The following is a 17,924-nucleotide window of genomic DNA, read 5'->3' on the forward strand; positions in this document are numbered from 1 at the left end:
TTCACCGTCTGATGAATATCGCGGCGTTCTCTCGTCCCGTAACGCGCGGGCGAAGGGGGGGCAAGCGTCACGCCGATCGGCTGGCGGCCCACAAGGGCGCGATGGCCTCAAGACAGGCCTCCGCCTCTGCGCGGTCCGGGGTCTCATCCTCGACGCCATAGCCGACCATGTCACCGCCGCCGATCGCCTGGATGACGATGCCGTCCGCCCGCGGCAGCATACTGACCCCGCGATAGTAGAGGCCATAGGTCACCTCGGGCTGGGGCGTCAGCCAGGCGATCTGGCCGCGCACCGGCACGACCGTCTCATCGCCGAACAGCGCCCGCGCGCCATAGCCGGTGCAGTTGACGATCACCGGCTCGGTCAGGGCCGCCAGCTCCGGCGGCGCATGGAACACGCGCTGCTCGATGCGCCCGCCCTCAAGCAGCACGTCGGCGGCGATCTTGTCCGCGTACTCCGCCACGTTGAAGGTCATCTCCGGCGCCATGCGGGCCCTCGCCACGGGAAAGGGATGCTCGCTCTTGTTCAGCGGCCGGCTGGACGGCGCCAGGCCGCGCAGGCGCGACCCCAGATGCGAGAAGGGAACTGATCCGGGCGAGGGCGCCGGGCCCGGTCTGGACGCCTGGCCGCCCGCCGCGTCGTTCAGGGCGTAGATGTCGACGAATTTCACCGGATCGCCGTCCAGGCCAAGGTGGCTGTGGTGGACAGCCCACGACCGCCGCGCCATCGCCTCCCAGCGCTCGGCGAAGCCCGCGTCGATCCGGTCGTCCTGGGCGACGCGCGAGCTGGGCGACCACAGGCCGGTGGCCCGCGCTGAACGAGTGAAGGGCGCGCGCTCGGCGGCGTAGATGGTCACCGTCGCGCCCGCCCGCAGCAGGGTCAGCGCCGTGGTCAGGCCGATGGCGCCGCAGCCGATCACCGCCACCTCGCGCGCGCCGCCGTCCAGGGCCAGGGCCGCCGCGCCTTCGGCGGATCCCCACGACAGCGACCAGCCCGCGCCGCCGTGGCCATAGTTGTGGACCAGCCGCTTGTCGCCGAACGCCTCGGCCTCGAGACGCGGCCCCGCCCCCCGGAAGGGCCGTGTACAGACGGTGATGCGGCTGAGCCGGTTCGGCGTGGCCTTCAGCGGCGCCAGCGGCGGGGTCACGAAACGGGGTCGCACCAGGGTCGACCCGCTCGCTCCCGCTCCGCCGCCCCCCTCGCTGCCCGGCGTGGCGCAGGCGGTGAGGCCGGTCAGGCCGATGCCGGCGAGGACGAGGCGTCTGGTCTGCACGGCGCGTCTCCGGCCCGATCAATCCAAGCGACAGGGCTAGCAGCCGTCGCCCGGCGCGCCAACGGCGCTCAGACCGCCCGGCCGACGGTCACGGGCTCGACCGGCGGCTGACCCCGGCCGCGATACCTGGCCCCTTTCAGCAGGCCCCGGACCGCCTCCCAGTGAATCCCGCCGATCACCTTCCAGGTCAGCAACGGATGGGTGACGAAGGCGCGCAACAGCTGGCCGTCCGTCAGTGGCCGCCGGTCGCCGGCGAAGGTCGCGGTCAGCACCGGCGCCTCCCCCTTCCTCACCTTGACCACCACCGACACCGCCTCGCCCGGCGGCCGCACCACGAAGTCATAGGTCAGGTCCATTGGCAGGAAGGGCGAGACATAGAACCGCTTGTCCGCCGTCTGCCTTATCGGTCCGGTCACCTGCTCCGGCACGGCGACCAGATAGGAATGCCGCTCGTGAAAGGTGTTGGTCACCTCATAGAGCAGGGCCGCCAGCGTTCCGTCCGGCCGGTGGCAGAAATAGACGCTCAGCGGATTGAAGCCGTAGCCCAGGATGCGTGGCATGGTCAGCAGCCGGATCGGCCCCCCGGCGATGTCGATGCCGGCCGCGGCCAGGTGCCCCTCGACCTGGGCGCGCAACGGACGGCCGGACCTATCGCCATGATCCGCTGCGCGCCAGCTCATCAGTCCGAGCCGTCGCCCCGAGAGCCAGCGCAGCCGCCCTGTAAGACTCGCCGCCTCGTCCAGATCGACCAGCAGCATGTAGAGCCGATAACGCAGCGCGTGCTCGAAATGGGCCACCCGCCGATGGGTCACCTCTCCGACATAGAGGGCCGAGCTCACGCCGCCCGGTCGACCGCCGTGGCCGTTCCCTCGGGCGGCGTCACATGGATGCGGCCGCTCTCGTTGGCGACCGACCACGGCCGCCGGACCCCGCCCAGCTGTTCGGCGACCGCCAAGCCCGCCTGCAGGCCGTCCTCGTGAAAGCCCGAGCCGAACCAGGCCCCGCAGAACCAGGTGTGCTTCTGGCCCTGAAGCGACCACAGCTCGCGCTGCGCCATCACCGCCGCCCGGTCGAACACCGGATGCTCATAGTCCCACTGGCCGATCACCGTGGCCGGGTCGGGCTCATTCAGCGGGTTGAGGCTGACGAACAGCGGCGGCCCGGGCAGGGACTGCAGCTGGTTCATCCAATAGGTCACGCCGCCCTCTCCGGCGCGCGCCGAAGCCCCCATATGCGTCCAGGCGGCCCAGGCCTTGCGCCGACGCGGCATAGCCTTGAGGTCGCGGTGCAGCACGGCGCGGTTGGGCTGATAGCGGATGGCGCCCAGCAGGCGGCGCTCCTCGGCCGTCGGCGCCTCCAGCAGGCGCAGCGCCTGATCGGAATGACAGGCCAGGACCACGCCGTCGAACCGCTTGATCCGGCCGTCGGCGAATCTCAGCGCGGCCTGATCGGCGCCGCGGACCACGCCGGTGACGCCCGCCTCGGTCACCACCCGCCCGCGATAGTCCTCCAGCAGCCGGCGCACATATTCGCGGCTGCCGCCGTCGACCGTCCGCCAGGTCGGACGCGAATCGATCTTGAGCAGATTGTGGTTCATGTAGAAGCGCACGAAGGCCGCCGCCGGATAGTCGGCCATCTGCGCCATGGAGCTGGACCAGATCGCCGCTGCCTGGGGCAGCAGATGCGCCTCGCGAAACAGCGGCCCATAGCCGCGCCGGCTCAGCCAGGCGTCCAGAGTCTCGCCGGTCCGCTCCAGCTCCGGCAGATCCTTGGGCGCCTGTTTCTGGAACCGCAGGATGTCGCCGATCATGCGCCAGAACCGGGGGCTCATGGTGTTGCGTTTCTGGGCGAAGACGGCGCCCAGACCCTGGCTGCAATATTCCAGCTTGCCGCCGTCCAGCGACACGGCGAACGACATCATCGCCGGCTTGGTCGGGACCTTCAGCTGGTCGAACAGAGCCACCAGGTTCGGGTAGTTGTCCTCGTTGTAGACGATGAAGCCGGTGTCCACCGGGACCGGCCCACTGGGCGTCGGCGCTTCCACGGTGTTGGAGTGGCCGCCTACGCGAGCGTCCGCCTCGAACAGGGTGACGTCGTGCCGCCGGGACAAGAGCCACGCGCAGGACAGACCGGCGATCCCAGATCCGACCACGGCATAGTGGCGGCGCGGTTCCGCTGGCGAGCTTTCGGCGATCAGGGTCGGCGTCATGCGGTCAGTCCAGGCGTGGCGTGGTCTCGAGAGCTACGCGCGGAGCCAATGTCTGGACGCCGGCGCATACGCCCGGATCGCGCGGGCGTAACTGCCGCATCTCCCCAAGCGGAGCCATAACGCCGTCATGCGCATTAAGTCGCGCAGCCGACGGAAAAGGATCTTTGCATGAGGCCGACCGCGTGACCCTGACCAACGCCGCCATCCGCAAGCTTCAGGACGCGCCCGCGCCGGACCTGGTCACGCGCCCGGCGATCGCCAGCCTGGTCGAGGCCTACCGGAAGCGGCTGGACGACGCCGCCCCTCACGACGAGGGCGGCTTCGCCCGCGCCATGGGCCGTCGGGCCGTGGCCGAACACGCCGACTCCGCCAACGCCCAGCACTACGAACTGCCCGCCCGGTTCTTCGAACTGTGTCTGGGGCCGCGCCTGAAATACTCCTGTTGCCTGTATGAGGGCGCTGAGACCCTGGAGTACGCCGAGGTCCGGGCGCTGGAGGAAACCTGCGCCCATGCCGATCTTCACGACGGCCAGGACGTTCTCGAACTGGGCTGCGGCTGGGGCTCGCTCAGCCTGTGGATGGCCGAGCGCTATCCGAACAGTCGGATCACCGCCGTCTCGAATTCGGCCTCGCAGCGGGCTCACATCGAGGCGCGGGCCGAAGCCGCTGGCCTGACCAACCTGCGGGTCATCACTCAGGACATGAACGATTTCCACGGCGTCGACGGGGCCGACGGCCAGAGCCGGACCTTCGACCGCATCGTCTCGGTCGAGATGTTCGAGCACATGGCCAACTGGCGCATCCTGCTGACGCGCTGCCGGTCCTGGCTGCGACCCGACGGCCGGATGTTCATCCACGTCTTCAGCCACCGCGACGCCCCCTACCGGTTCGACCACACCCAGTCCGACGACTTCATCGCCCAGCATTTCTTCACTGGCGGGATCATGCCCAGCCACGGCCTGATCCGGCATTTCTCGGATCTGCTGGCGGTCGAGGAGGACTGGACCTGGCCCGGCGAGAACTATCGCCGCACCGCCGACGACTGGCTGAAGAACATGGACCGGAACAAATCCGAGGTCCGCGACCTGATGGCCCAGACCTATGGCGACGACGCCGCCCTGTGGACGCGTCGCTGGCGGCGCTTCTTCATGGCCACCGCCGGGCTGTTCGGCGACGACGAGGGCCGGACCTGGGGCGTCAGCCACTATCGACTGAAACCGGTGTGAAGGAGCGCCCCGAATGATCAAATACGTCGCGGCCTATCTCGGCGCTGGCCTGACCTTCGCCATCATCGACGCTGTGTGGCTGACCACCATGACGCCGCGTCTCTACAAGCCGATCATCGGTCCCATCCTGGCCGCCAAACCGGACATGACGGCGGCGGTGATCTTCTACCTGGTCTCCATCGCCGGCACCGTCTTCCTGGCCATCGACCCGGCGCTGCGCGAAGGCTCCTGGACGCGGGCGCTGCTGAACGGCGCGGTGCTGGGGTTCATCGCCTACGCCACCTACGACCTGACCAATCAGGCGACGCTCAGCGTCTGGTCGTGGAAACTGACCCTCACCGACATCGTCTGGGGCACGGTCCTGACCGGAACCTCGGCGCTCGGCGGCTATTTCGCCGCCCGCTGGGCCGAGGGGCGCTGGGGGTAGGCCACGAGGTGGAGGGGGCTGGCCCGCCGCGCTAGACACGGGGCATGGCTGACCTCTCCACTCCCGGCTGGCGTTTCTGGATCGATCGCGGCGGCACCTTCACCGATGTCGTGGCGCGGGCGCCGGACGGGCGGATCACGGTCGAGAAGCTGCTGTCGGAGAATCCGGAGCGCTACCGCGACGCGGCCGTGGCCGGGATCCGCAAGGTGCTGGGGCTGGGCTCCGACGAACGGCCCGCGCCTGGTCTGATCGCCCAGGTCCGCATGGGCACCACGGTCGCCACCAATGCCCTGCTGGAGAGAAAGGGCGAGGCCACCGCCCTGGCCATCACCCGCGGGTTCGGCGACGCCCTGGCCATCGGCTGGCAGGCCCGCCCCGACATCTTCGCCCGAGAGATCGTCAAGCCCGAGGCGCTCTATCGCACGGTCGTCGAGATCGACGAACGAGTGGCCGAGGATGGCGCGGTCCTGACCCCTCTCCACGAGGCGGCGGTGCTTCGCGCTTTCGAGGCGGCCCGGGCCGAGGGCTGCAGGGGGCTGGCCATCGTCCTCATGCACGGCTGGAAACATCCCGAGCACGAGCGCCGCCTGGGCGCCCTGGCCCGCCGCGTCGGCTTCAGCCAGGTCTCGCTCAGCCACCAGGTCGCGCCGCTGATCAAGCTGATCGGACGCGGCGACACCACCGTGATCGACGCCTATCTGTCGCCGGTGCTGCGGCGCTATGTCGACCAGGTGGCCGAGGAGCTCGGTCCCGACACGCCGCTGCTGTTTCTCCAGTCCTCGGGCGGCCTGACCGACGCCCAGGCGTTCCAAGGCAAGGACGCGATCCTGTCCGGCCCGGCCGGCGGCGTGGTCGGCATGGCCCGCACCGCCGAGGCCGCGGGCCATCGCCGGGTCATCGGCTTCGACATGGGCGGCACCTCGACCGACGTCAGCCACTACGCCGGCGATTTCGAGCGGATCACCGACAGCGTGGTGGCCGGCGTCCGCCTGCGCGCGCCCATGCTGGCGATCGAGACCGTGGCGGCGGGCGGCGGCTCCATCTGCCGGTTCGACGGCCAGAGGCTGCGGGTCGGACCTGAATCCGCCGGGGCCGATCCCGGCCCGGCCTGTTATCGGCGCGGCGGTCCGCTGACCGTCACCGACTGCAACCTGCTGCTCGGTCGTCTGCGCCCGGAGCGGTTCCCGGCCGTGTTCGGTCCGAACGGCGACCAGCCGCTCGACCCCGAGGTCGTCCGCAGGCGCTTTGACGCCTTGGCCGCCGAGGTCGCCGCCGCCACCGGCCGACCCGCCGATTCGCTCGATCTGGCCGAGGGTTTCCTCGCCATCGCCGTCCAGCACATGGCCGAGGCCATCAAGTCGATCTCGATCCAGCGCGGTCACGACGTCACCGCCTATGTGCTCAACTGTTTCGGCGGCGCCGGCGGCCAGCACGCCTGCGGCGTGGCCGACGCCTTGGGCATGACCGAGGTGCTGGTCCACCCCCTGGCCGGGGTGCTGTCGGCCTATGGAATGGGCCTCGCCGACGTCTCGGTGATCCGTCAACAGACCGTCGCCCTGCCGCTCGACGCCGGTTCCGACGCCGGGGCGAGGGCCGCCGCCGAGACCTTGGCTTCAGAGGCCGAGGCCGCTCTGGCTGCCCAGGGCCACACCTTCGATCAGACCGAAACCCGCATTCGCGCCGAGGTCAAATACGCCGGGTCGGACACAGCGCTGAGCCTCGACTTCGTGGGAGCCGAGGCCCTGGGCGCCGCCTTCGACGCCGAGCACCGGGCCCGCTACGGCTTCGTCTCCCCGGCCACGCCGCGCGTCATCGAAGCCCTTTCGGCCGAGGCCCTGGGCCGACAGACGATCGAGGCCGCCCTCGCCGGGTCGAGCCCGGCCACGCCGGAGCCGGAGGTGACCCATCCGCTCCATATCGGCGGCCGAACCCAGTCTGCGCCCTTTCTCGACCGCGCCTCCCTGACCGGCGGGCGCGCCGTCGACGGTCCGGCGGTAGTCCTCGACGCCACCTCCGCGACCCTGGTCGAGCCCGGCTGGCGCGCCAGCCTGAACCCCGGCGGCGATCTGGTGCTGAAGCGGGTCGAGGCCCCGCCCACCCGCGCCGCCGTCGGCACGGCGGTCGACCCCGTCATGCTGGAGATCTTCAACAGCCGCTTCATGGCCGCCGCCGAGCAGATGGGTGTGGCGCTTCAGGCCACGGCCTATTCGGTCAACATCAAGGAGCGGCTCGACTTCTCCTGCGCCGTGTTCGACGCCTCGGGCGCCCTTATCGCCAACGCGCCGCACATCCCTGTCCACCTCGGTTCGATGGGCGAGAGCGTGCGCGCCATCATGCGGTCGCGCGGCGCGACGATCCGCCCGGGTCAGGCCTTCATGCTGAACGCCCCCTACAACGGCGGCACCCACCTGCCCGACATCACGGTGATCCAGCCGGTGTTCCTGTCCGAGGCGGACGACGCGCCGGCCTTCTGGACCGCCGCGCGGGGTCACCACGCCGATGTCGGCGGCCTGACCCCCGGCTCCATGCCCGCGCTCAGCACCTCGGTGGAGGAGGAGGGCGTGCTGATCGACGACGTCGAGATTGTCCACAAGGGCGTCATTGTCGAGGAGCGCATTCGCCAAATTCTCTCATCCGGCCCCTGGCCCGCGCGCAATCCGGATCAGAACCTCGGCGACCTGAAGGCCCAGATCGCGGCCTGTCGGCGCGGCGCCGACGAGCTGATCGGCATGGTGGCGATGTTCGGTCGCGAGGTTGTCCAGTCCTATATGGGCCACGTTCAGGACAATGCCGAACAGGCCGTCCGCCGCGCCATCTCCGCGCTGAAACCCGGCCTCTTCGCCTATGAGATGGACGACGGCGCCGTGGTCCGGGTCGCCGTCTCGGTCGACACGCAAGCCGGCTCCGCCGTAATCGACTTCACCGGCACAAGCACGCAAAGACCGAACAATTTCAACGCTCCCCTGGCCATCACCCGCGCCGCCGTCCTCTACGTGTTCCGCACCCTGGTCGACGACACCATTCCCCTGAACGAAGGCTGCCTCAAGCCGCTGACCCTGATCGTGCCCGAGGGCTCGATGCTGAATCCGCGCTACCCCGCCGCTGTCGTCGCCGGCAATGTCGAAACCAGTCAGGTGGTGGTTGACGCCCTCTACGGCGCCCTCGGCGTCCTGGCCGCCAGCCAGGGGACGATGAACAACCTGACCTTTGGCGACGCGACCCGCCAGTATTACGAAACCATCGCCGGCGGGGCGGGGGCCGGGCCCAACTTCGACGGCGCCCCGGCGGTCCAGACCCACATGACCAACAGCCGCCTGACCGATCCCGAGGTGCTGGAGACCCGCTTTCCGGTGCGGCTGGAAGAGTTCTCTATTCGGCGCGGCTCCGGGGGAGCAGGCGCGCACCGGGGCGGCGACGGCGCGGTGCGGCGGCTCACGTTCCTGGAACCCATGACGGCCTCGATCCTGTCGAACCGCCGCCGCGTACCGCCCTTCGGTCAGGCGGGCGGTGAGGCGGGCGCGTTGGGCGTCAACTGTGTGCGGCGCGCGGACGGCGCGGTCGAGCCGCTGGGTGCGACCGCGCGGATCGAGATGGAGCCGGGCGATAGCCTGGAGATCGAAACGCCGGGCGGCGGTGGCTTCGGCCCGGTCTAGCGGCCGGGGATCAGACTCTGGCCGAACAGGGCGGCGATCACCAGCGACAGGATCGACATCACGAAGCTGGCCACCGCCAGGCCGAAGGTCCACCAGAAGGTGTTCAGCCGCAGCCGCATGTAGGTGAAGCGCAGCGCCTCCAGTTCCGGATTACGGCTGCGAGCCGTCGGCGGCATTTCGCGCAGGAAGGCGACCACGCCGCCATGATGGGCCCAGTATCGGCCGGCGTTGGTCAGGCTGATCTCCGTGCGGGCCTCATCGACATGCTTCGCCAGCTTCTGGGCGACCAGCAGGTCGCCGGCCTCCTTGCGCCGCGCCAGGGTCTCCGGCGCGGCATCGTCGCCGCCGAAGATGGAGCCGTCCCCGGCGTAGGCGGCGCTCAGCAGCGCGTCGGCGGCGTCCTCGACCGTCGGTGCGGGCATCTCGCTCATGACAGGTTCAGGGTCACGGCCTTCACGTCGACGTACTCGTCGATGCCCAGGGTCGAGCCCTCGCGCCCGTAGCCCGACTGTTTGACTCCGCCGAAGGGGGCTACGGCGGTGGAGACCATGCCGGCGTTGACGCCCACGATGCCGTTCTCCAGCCCGCGCGCCACTCGCATGGCCCGGTCCAGATCGCGAGTGAAGACGAAGGAGGCCAGACCGAAGTCGGAATCGTTTGCCTTCTCCAGCACCTCGGCCTCGCTGTTGAAGGCGAAGACCGGGACCAGCGGCCCGAACGTCTCCTCGCGGCGGAACAGAGTGTCGTCACCGCCCAGGGTCACGGTCGGCTGGAAGAACCGCCCGCCGCGCTCGTGACGATCGCCGCCGGTCAGCACCTTGGCGCCGTCGCCCCTCAGCGCCTTCAGGTGCGCCTCGACCTTGTCGATCGCCTTGTCCTCGATCAGGGGACCGACCTTCACATCGGCGTCGAAGGCGTTCCCGACCTTGAGCTCGGCCACCTTGGCCGCCAGAGTCTCTGCGTAGGCCTCGGCCACCGACGCCTCGACATAGACGCGGTTGGGACAGACGCAGGTCTGCCCTGAGTTGCGAAATTTCCCCTTGATCGTCTCGGACACGGCCAGATCCAGATCGGCGTCGGCGAAGACGATCAGGGGCGCCGCCCCGCCCAGCTCCATCGACAGTCGCTTGAGGGTCGGGGCGCACTGTTCGGCCAGCTTTCGTCCCACGGGGGTCGACCCAGTGAAGCTCAGCTTACGAATCAACGGCGAGGCCGTCAGGACGCCGCCGATGGTCGCTGCATCGCCGGTGACGACGCTGAGCGCGCCCTTGGGAAGCCCCGCCTGATAGGCCAGTTCGACCAGGGCGATGGCGGTGAAGGGCGTCTGGGAGGCCGGCTTGACCACGGCGGTGCAGCCCGCCGCGAAGGCCGGGCCCAGCTTTCGTGTCAGCATCGCCGCGGGAAAATTCCACGGCGTGATCATGGCGCACGGTCCGACCGCCTCCCTGAAGGTGACGATGACATGGCCCAGCGGGCTGTCCTGGCTCTGGCCGATCAGGCGTTCCGCCTCGCCGGCGAACCATTTGATGAAGCTGTTGGCGTAGGTGACCTCGCCCTTGGCCTCGGCGAAGGGCTTGCCGTTCTCCAGCGACATCAGGGCTGCCAGCCCCTCTGTGTTGTCGTCGATCAACCGCGCCCAGTCGCGCAGGATGGCCGCGCGCTGGTGCGGATCCGAAGTCGACCAGTCGCCAAACGCATCGTGCGCCGCCTGAATGGCCCGCTCGGTTTCGAGGGCGCCGAGATCGGGCACATGGCCGATGGTCTCTCCGGTGGCCGGATCGTCGACGGCGATCGTCTTGGACGCCGTGACCACGTCGCCCGCGATGAGGGCGTGCTCGCGGATCAGCTTCAGGCCGGCGTCGCGGGGAGAGGTCATGGGTCCATCCTGGGCTTCGGGGATGGACCCTGAACGCTCAGGTCCCGATCGTGTTCAGGTCGCGGCCCCGGGTTTCGGGCAGCCAGATCAGGGCGACCACAAGGGCGATGGCGGTGAAGGCGACCGAATACCACAGGCCGAAATAGATGTTTCCCGACGCCGCCACGAGGGCGAAGCTGGCCGCCGGCAGCAACCCGCCGACCCAGCCCGTGCCGATGTTGTACGGCAGGCTCATGGCCGTATAGCGCACCCGTGTTGGGAACAGTTCGACCAGGGCCGCCGCTTGAGGACCATAGACGGCGGTGGCCGCCACCATGAAGATCATCAGGATCAGGAACACCAGCGGCAGGTTGGCCCGCTCGGGATCGGCCCGCTCCGGATAGCCGGCCGAGGCCAGGGCGGTTCGGATGCGGCCATCGACCGCCGTCCGGGTCTGAGCAAGGGCCGCCGCATCGAGCCCGGCCCCTTCTGCCGACTGAACCGCCACGCCGCCGACCTGAACCACGGCCAGGGATCCCGCCGGCGCGGCCCGGTTTTCATAGGTGACCCCGGCGTTGGACAGCACCTGTTTGGCCAGGTCGCACGATGAAGCGAAGGCGGCCTTGCCGACCGGATCGAACTGAACCGCGCAGGTGGCGGGATCGGCGATGACCGTCACCGGCGCGCGGACCTGGGCCTCCGCCAGCGCTGGATTGGCCGCCTGGACCAAGGCCTGGAAGCCGGGAAAATAGGCCGCGAGCGCCAGCACCATGCCGAACAGCATCACCGGCTTCCGGCCGACCTTGTCCGACAGCCAGCCAAAGAACACGTACAGGAAGGCCGAACAGGCGGTGACGGCAAGCACCAGCAGGTCGACCGTGGCCACGTCCAGCTTGATGACCCGCTCCATGAAGAAGCGGGTGTAAAAGTACCCGCAGTACCAGACGGCCCCTTGGGCGAACATCACGCCGACCAGGGCGATCAGCACGAAGCGGCCGTTGCGCCAGGTGCCGAAAGCCTCGCGATAGGGCGCGCGGCGGTCGTTGTCCCCGGCCTCGGCTTCCATGCGGCGATAGGCCGGGCTCTCGTTGAGCTTCAGCCGGATCCACAGCGAGATGGCGAGAAGCGGCAGCGACAGCAGAAAGGGGATGCGCCAGCCCCATTCGTCGAACGCCTCTGACCCGACGATCAACCGCGTGACGATGATCACCACCAGCGCCATGATCAGGCCCATGGCCGCCGTGGTCTGGATCCAGCCGGTCAGAAAACCGCGCTTCCTGTCGGGCGCGTGCTCGGCGACATAGATGGCCGCTCCGCCATATTCGCCACCCAGCGCGAAGCCTTGCAGGATGCGCAGCAAGACCAGCAGGATCGGCGCGGCCATGCCGATGGTGTCATAGTCGGGCAGGACGCCGATCAGGACCGTCGCCACGCCCATCAGGCTGATGGTCACCAAGAAGGTGGTCTTGCGTCCCGTTCGGTCGCCGAACCAGCCGAACACCAGGGCGCCCAGCGGCCGCACCACGAAGCCGACGCCGAAGGTCAGAAGCGCCAGGATGTATGCGGTCGCCTCGCCCACGTCGGCATAGAAGTGGCGCGCGATCACGGCCGCCAGCGAGCCGAAGATGAAGAAATCGTACCATTCGAAGGCGGTGCCGGCCGCCGAGGCCGTGACAACCGTCTTCAGGCCAGGATCCTTGTCGGACCCGCCCACGTCCGCGCGCGCCGAGCCGCCCGACTGATCCGTCCCCATCCGATCTTCCCCGATCGTCTTTTCACCAGCCTTAGACCGGCCGGCTCGGGTTGGGGAGGGGCCGCGACGGTGGGCGAGAAAAAACCCCGCCGCACCGAGGCGCGACGGGGTTTTCAGAGACGTCGATCAGACGATCAGCTGACCGGGTTGCCGTAGATGTCGACCACCCGGACGTCGCCGATGTTCAGGGCCCGGATCTTGGGCTCGATGTCGGCGCGATCGCCGACCACGACCCAGGTCGTCGGGCCGTCGCCGACGATGAAGTCGATGGCCTCGGCGGCCGTCTGGACCGTGGTGGTGTTCACCCCCTCGGCGTAGCCGGCATAGTAGTCCTGGGGCACGCCGTAGACGACCATCGACGCGAGGTCCCCGCCGACCGCGGCGTTGGTCTCCCAGCCGCCCGCCATGCCCTGGACGATGTTGGCGCGGGCCGCGGCCAGCTCCTGTTCGGTGATCGGACGGTCGTTGCGAACCTCGGTCAACTCGCGGTTCAGCTCGGCCAGGCTCTCGGCCGTCTTGTCGGCCTGCACGCCCGTGGAAACGCCGAACACCCGCTGGCCGCGCGCCAGACCGACGCCGCCCCCGGCGCCGTAGGACCAACCCTTGTCCTCGCGCAGGTTCATGTTGATCCGGCTGGTGAACGAGCCGCCCAGCGCGTTGTTGGCCGCGTCGATGGACATCTGGGTGGTGGGATCGAATTCTCCGACCAGACGACCGCCGTAGATGATCGACTGCGGACCGGGACGGTTCACGATCAGGATCTCCGGACGTTCCCCGGCCTGCGGCGGGGTCACCGGCGACGGGCGCTGCGGCATGGCGCCTTGGGCGCGCCAGCCGGAGAAGGCCCGCTCCAGCCGGGGTTGCAGCTCGGCCAGCGACAGGTCGCCGACCACCACCAGGGTGGCGTTGTCGGGGCGGAACCAGGCATCGTGCCAGGCTTCCGCATCGGCCGGGGTCAAGGCCTGCACCGACTGCTCGGTGCCGGAGGTCGGACGACCCTGAGCGCTGTCGGGTCCATAAAGGTCGGCCGAAAGCACGCGGCTGGCGATGGCCCCTGGGCTACGGTTGGCCTGCTGGATGTTGGCCACCTGCATGGCCTGAGACCGGGTGAAGTCCTCCTGGCGGAACGCCGGGTTCTGGATCACGTCGGCATAGAGTGCCAGCGACGGGTCGATCCGCGACGACAGGGCGTTCATCGACACATTGGTGGAGTTTACGCTTGAACCCGCGCCCAGCGAGGCGCCCAGCAGTTGCAGCCGATCGCTGATCTCCAGAGCGTCCAGATCTTCCGTGCCATTGGTCATCACCGCTGGGGTCAGGGAAGCGAGACCACCCTTGCCCTCGGGATCCACAGTCGAGCCGGCATCGAAGATCATGTTCATCGACACGGTCGGCACGTTGTCGCGCTGGACCAGCATCACCTTCATGCCGTTCGACAGGGTGGCCTGTTCGATGGCGGGGAAGGTCGCGGCCGGCACGGCGCCCGGGGCGGGCATGCCGCCGTCACGGTCCACGTCCTGACCCGAGGCGGCGTATTCGGGGAAGGGCACGACCTCAAGCGTATAGGAGCCGTCGGTCAGCCATTCGCGGCCGGCGGCGGTCAGATCGTTCGGCCGGGCGTCGAGGATGCGCTGGTAGCCCTCCTTCCACGCGCCGGGATCGCCGAGAAACACCTCGCTCTCGGCCAAACGGTCCGATTTGCCGCCGAAGCCGCCGACCCGCTCCAGGCCACGCACGAAGCCGGCGCCGACCACGGTGCGCGCCCGCTCCAGCTCTTGGGCGGTGGGGCCTTCTTCAAGCAGGCGGGCCATCTCTTCATCGACGATGGCCTCGATGGCATCGAGATCCTGACCGGGCTTGGCGGTGACCATGACCAGGAACTGGCTGCCGATCTCGCTTTCCGAGGTGCCGGCGAAAACCTGGGTGGCGGTCTGGTCCTCATGCACCAGGCGGCGATAGAGACGCGACGAGCGGCCCGAGGACAGCACCTGTCCCAGCATGCCCAGATGGTCGGTGTCGGCCTCGCCGGTCGGCGGCACGTTCCACACCTTGTACAGGCGCGGCTGGCCGACGCGGTCATACATGACCTCTCGCTGCTCGCCTTCCATTTTGGCGATCATGCGGGCGGGCTGGGTGACGGGCGGTCCGGGCGGGGTGGCGCCGAAGTAGCGCTCGACCTTCTCGCGCGCCTGTTCAGGGGTGATGTCGCCGGCCAGAACGATGACGGCGTTGGCCGGGCCGTAGTAGTCGCCGAACCACTCCTGGACGTCCTCTAGCGAAGCCGCGTTCAGGTCGGCCATCTCGCCAATGACGGTGTGGCCATAGGGGTGGTCGGCAGGATAGGTCGCCTTGGTGATGGCGTCCCAGACGCGGCCATAGGGCTGGTTCTCACCCTGGCGCTTCTCGTTCTGGACCACGCCGCGCTGTTCATCCAGCCGCGCCTGATCGACGGCGCCCATCAGGTGGCCCATGCGGTCGCTTTCCAGCCACAGGACGCTGTCCAGCGCCGAGGTCGGCACGTTCTGGAAATAGTTGGTGCGGTCGGTGTTGGTGGTGCCGTTCTGATCGGTGGCGCCCAGCAGCTCGGTCGCCTTGAAGAAATCGTCGTTGAAATGCTCCGAGCCGTTGAACATCAGGTGTTCGAACAGGTGGGCGAAGCCGGAACGACCCTCGGGCTCGTTCTTGGAGCCGACGTGATACCAGACGTTCACCGCCACGATCGGCGCCTTGTGATCTTCGTGGACGATCAGGGTCAAACCGTTGTCCAGCACCATCTTGGTGAAGGGGATGTCGATCTCCGGCAGGGCCGGCAGGGGGTCGGACTGCGACTGGACGGCGACGGCGGTGGCGGCGGCCACGTCCTGGGCGACGGCGGGCAGGCCGGTCATCAGGGCGGCGGCGCAGGCGGTGGCGAAGGCTAGGCGACGAAGAGTCATGGGGAAAAGCCCCTCCCGAACAACGATGTCGGAGTGGTAGGCCAGAGCCCGCGCGCGCGGAACCCTCCCAAACATGACTCTTTGTTCACAGTAAACGCCGCTTAACCCTCATGGCGCACAAGGGGAGGTTAGTCGCCCGGAGTTTCGCCCCCCGCCATGACCGCCGCCACCGCCACCGCCAGCGCCTGGACCGCGCGCGCCTGGACCGGCTTCCGCATCGTCTGGTCCGCACCGCTGATGGTGCGCTTTCGCGGTGCGACCCAGGCGGCGGCGGCCATCCTGGCCCTGGCTGCGCTCGTGTCCTGGAACGCCGCCGATCCCAGCTGGAACGTCGCCTCGGGCGCCGCCGCCACCAACTGGCTGGGCGGCTTCGGGGCGGTGATTTCGGACCTGCTTTACCAATCCCTGGGCCTCGCCGCCTGGGTCGCCCTGCTGCTGTGGCTGGCCTTCGGCGCCGCCCGGGCGCTTGGCGGCGCGGTCGAGGGGCGGCTGCGGCCGACGCCGCTGAAGGCCCTGATCGCCGCGCTCGGCGTGCTGGCGCTGTCGGGCGCCCTGTCCTCGCCGCCGGAGCCGGCCGCCTGGCCCCTGGCTTCAGGCCTGGGCGGGCTGTGGGGCGACGGCATCACAGGATTAATCGCGCAAGGCTTCGGTCTGCTCCACGCCGGCGCCGCGCCCGTGCTGGCGGGGCTGGTCCTGGCCGGCTTTGGCCTGTGGTCCGTCGGCTATGCGGTGGGTCTGCGCTGGCGCGACTTCGGCGATGTCGCCGCCTTGGTGGGTCGCCGGACACAGCGTGCTGCTGAACCCGCAGGGGTGCGCAAGGCGTCGCCGCGCACACCTGCCGAACCCGCTGTCGCGCGTCGAGAGCCGCAGCCGCCGCCACAGGCCGAAGCCCCGCCGTGGGACGCCGACGCCGACTCTGACGAAACCCCGCCCCTGCTGCCCGATCCCGAACCGGTCGCCCCACGCCCCTCGGTCCGCACCGCGCCGGAGCCCAGGGTCGCCGATCTCAAGACGCCCAAGCCCTCAGCTCGCGAGGTCCGCGACGCTCAACCCGCGCTCGACTTCGGCGATCGGGGCGGCTTCCAGCTGCCGCCTCTGGGCATCCTGTCCAAGCCCGAGGTCCGCACCGGCATGGTCGACGACGTGGCGCTGAAGCAGAACGCCAAGATGCTGGAGGGCGTGCTGGCCGAATTCGGGGTCAAGGGCGTCATCGATCAGATCCGACCCGGCCCGGTGGTCACCCTCTATGAACTGGCGCCGGCGCCCGGCGTGAAACACGCCCGGGTGGTGGCCCTGTCCGACGACATCGCCCGCTCCATGTCGGCCCGCGCCTGCCGCATCAGCGTCGTCCAAGGCCGCAACGCCATCGGCATCGAACTGCCCAATGCCAGGCGCGAGACCGTCTTTCTTCGCGACTTGCTGGCCAGCGCCGACTACGACAAGCCGAACACGCTTCTGCCGCTGGCGCTGGGCGAGACCATCGGCGGCGAGCCTTATGTCGCCGACCTGGCGCGGATGCCCCATCTTCTGATCGCGGGCACCACCGGCTCGGGCAAGTCGGTCGGGGTCAACGCCATGATCCTGTCGATCCTCTACAAGCTGACGCCGCAGCAGTGCCGCTTCATCATGATCGACCCCAAGATGCTGGAGCTCAGCGTCTACGACGGCATCCCGCACCTGCTGGCGCCCGTGGTCACCGATCCGAAGAAGGCGGTCGTCGCCCTGAAGTGGACCGTGCGCGAGATGGAGGACCGCTATCGCCGCATGTCCAAGCTGGGCGTGCGCAATATCGCCAGCTACAACGACCGCGCCCGCGAGGCCCAGGCGAAAGGCGAGCACTTCGAACGCATGGTCCAGACCGGCTTCGACGAGCAGGGTCGCCCGGTCTATGAGAGCGAGAAGATTCGTCCCGAGGCCATGCCCTATCTGGTCGTGGTCATGGACGAGATGGCCGACCTGATGCTGGTCGCCGGCAAGGACGTCGAGGGCGCGGTGCAGCGTCTGGCCCAGATGGCCCGCGCCGCCGGCATCCACCTGATCATGGCGACGCAGCGTCCCTCGGTCGACGTCATCACCGGCACCATCAAGGCCAATTTCCCGACCCGGATATCTTTCCAGGTCACCTCCAAGATCGACAGCCGCACCATCCTGGGTGAACAGGGTGGCGAACAGCTGCTGGGCCAGGGCGACATGCTCTACATGGCCGGCGGCGGCCGCATCACCCGTCTGCACGGGCCGTTCGTGACGGACCAGGAGGTCGAGGAAGTCGCCAAACACCTGCGCGCCCAGGCCGAGCCGGAATATCTCGATCTGATCACCGACGGCGGCGACGACGACGAAGCCGGATCGGGCGATCTGGGCGGCGGCAATGGCTCGTCCGGCGACGACCTCTATGACCAGGCCGTGGCGGTGGTGACGCGGGACCGCAAGGCCTCGACCAGCTATGTCCAGCGCCGTCTCCAGATCGGCTATAACCGCGCCGCCACCCTGATCGAGCGCATGGAGCAGGAAGGCGTGGTCAGCCCCGCCAACCACGCCGGCAAGCGGGATGTGCTGGCGCCTCCGCCTGTCTAAGAAGTCGCTATCGTTCGC

The 17,924-nt window shown here is 69.1% G+C and carries 11 protein-coding genes; 4 read left to right on the forward strand and 7 right to left on the reverse strand.

Annotated features, from left to right (window positions below; translation table 11 throughout):
* Positions 1 to 67: 67 nt before the first annotated feature.
* From EES48_RS10825 to EES48_RS10835, 3 genes are all read right to left on the reverse strand, one after another.
* Positions 68 to 1,273 carry an FAD-dependent oxidoreductase gene (locus tag EES48_RS10825; RefSeq protein ID WP_122466666.1) on the reverse strand — a complete coding sequence of 402 codons (1,206 nt, stop codon included), beginning with the start codon at positions 1,271 to 1,273 and terminating at the stop codon, positions 68 to 70.
* 68 nt (positions 1,274 to 1,341) lie between these two features.
* Positions 1,342 to 2,112 (reverse strand): DUF1365 domain-containing protein, encoded by a 771-nt coding sequence (locus tag EES48_RS10830; protein WP_122466669.1) that lies wholly within the window; start codon positions 2,110 to 2,112, stop codon positions 1,342 to 1,344.
* Positions 2,109 to 3,482, reverse strand: coding sequence for an NAD(P)/FAD-dependent oxidoreductase (locus tag EES48_RS10835; RefSeq protein ID WP_122466672.1), 1,374 nt, complete (start codon positions 3,480 to 3,482; stop codon positions 2,109 to 2,111). Before EES48_RS10835 ends, EES48_RS10830 begins: the two co-directional genes overlap by 4 nt.
* 182 nt (positions 3,483 to 3,664) lie before the next feature.
* On the opposite strand from EES48_RS10835, the gene EES48_RS10840 reads away from it, so the two are divergent.
* Genes EES48_RS10840 through EES48_RS10850 form a run of 3 tightly spaced genes read left to right on the forward strand, consistent with a single transcriptional unit; the run spans position 3,665 to position 8,788 of the window.
* Positions 3,665 to 4,708, forward strand: a complete 1,044-nt coding sequence (locus EES48_RS10840; protein WP_122466947.1) for an SAM-dependent methyltransferase — start codon at positions 3,665 to 3,667, stop codon at positions 4,706 to 4,708.
* A 13-nt stretch (positions 4,709 to 4,721) separates the two neighbouring features.
* Entirely contained in the window at positions 4,722 to 5,135 is a 414-nt protein-coding gene (locus tag EES48_RS10845) for a DUF2177 family protein (protein WP_122466674.1), read from the forward strand.
* Positions 5,136 to 5,179: 44 nt separating this feature from the next.
* Entirely contained in the window at positions 5,180 to 8,788 is a 3,609-nt protein-coding gene (locus EES48_RS10850) for a hydantoinase B/oxoprolinase family protein (RefSeq protein ID WP_122466676.1), read from the forward strand.
* On the opposite strand, the gene EES48_RS10855 is transcribed toward EES48_RS10850, so the two are convergent.
* From EES48_RS10855 to EES48_RS10870, 4 genes are all read right to left on the reverse strand, one after another.
* Positions 8,785 to 9,219 (reverse strand): hypothetical protein, encoded by a 435-nt coding sequence (locus tag EES48_RS10855; protein ID WP_122466679.1) that lies wholly within the window; start codon positions 9,217 to 9,219, stop codon positions 8,785 to 8,787. The two genes, EES48_RS10850 and EES48_RS10855, sit on opposite strands and share 4 nt — an antisense overlap.
* Positions 9,216 to 10,664 carry an NAD-dependent succinate-semialdehyde dehydrogenase gene (locus EES48_RS10860; protein ID WP_122466681.1) on the reverse strand — a complete coding sequence of 483 codons (1,449 nt, stop codon included), beginning with the start codon at positions 10,662 to 10,664 and terminating at the stop codon, positions 9,216 to 9,218. The genes EES48_RS10855 and EES48_RS10860 overlap by 4 nt, the downstream gene beginning before the upstream one ends.
* 37 nt (positions 10,665 to 10,701) lie before the next feature.
* On the reverse strand, positions 10,702 to 12,396 hold the full coding sequence (locus EES48_RS10865) for an MFS transporter (RefSeq protein WP_122466684.1): 1,695 nt from the start codon (positions 12,394 to 12,396) through the stop codon (positions 10,702 to 10,704).
* A gap of 134 nt (positions 12,397 to 12,530) precedes the next feature.
* Positions 12,531 to 15,332 carry a M16 family metallopeptidase gene (locus tag EES48_RS10870; protein ID WP_122466686.1) on the reverse strand — a complete coding sequence of 934 codons (2,802 nt, stop codon included), beginning with the start codon at positions 15,330 to 15,332 and terminating at the stop codon, positions 12,531 to 12,533.
* 156 nt (positions 15,333 to 15,488) lie between these two features.
* Between EES48_RS10870 and EES48_RS10875 the strand changes: the two genes are divergently transcribed.
* A complete protein-coding gene (locus EES48_RS10875) occupies positions 15,489 to 17,906 on the forward strand; it encodes a DNA translocase FtsK (protein WP_122466689.1) in 2,418 nt (805 codons plus the stop codon).
* The last annotated feature ends 18 nt before the right edge of the window (positions 17,907 to 17,924 follow it).

This window comes from Brevundimonas lutea (genome assembly GCF_003704105.1).
GTDB classification, from domain to species: domain Bacteria; phylum Pseudomonadota; class Alphaproteobacteria; order Caulobacterales; family Caulobacteraceae; genus Brevundimonas; species Brevundimonas lutea.

Bases quoted from the DNA above. Each gene is read 5' to 3' on its own strand.
- EES48_RS10835 (WP_122466672.1), bottom strand. From the start codon at position 3,482: ATGACGCCGACCCTGATCGCCGAAAGCTCGCCAGCGGAACCGCGCCGC.
- EES48_RS10845 (WP_122466674.1), top strand. From the start codon at position 4,722: ATGATCAAATACGTCGCGGCCTATCTCGGCGCTGGCCTGACCTTCGCC.
- EES48_RS10850 (WP_122466676.1), top strand. From the start codon at position 5,180: ATGGCTGACCTCTCCACTCCCGGCTGGCGTTTCTGGATCGATCGCGGC.
- EES48_RS10855 (WP_122466679.1), bottom strand. From the start codon at position 9,219: ATGAGCGAGATGCCCGCACCGACGGTCGAGGACGCCGCCGACGCGCTG.
- EES48_RS10860 (WP_122466681.1), bottom strand. From the start codon at position 10,664: ATGACCTCTCCCCGCGACGCCGGCCTGAAGCTGATCCGCGAGCACGCC.
- EES48_RS10865 (WP_122466684.1), bottom strand. From the start codon at position 12,396: ATGGGGACGGATCAGTCGGGCGGCTCGGCGCGCGCGGACGTGGGCGGG.
- EES48_RS10870 (WP_122466686.1), bottom strand. From the start codon at position 15,332: ATGACTCTTCGTCGCCTAGCCTTCGCCACCGCCTGCGCCGCCGCCCTG.
- EES48_RS10875 (WP_122466689.1), top strand. From the start codon at position 15,489: ATGACCGCCGCCACCGCCACCGCCAGCGCCTGGACCGCGCGCGCCTGG.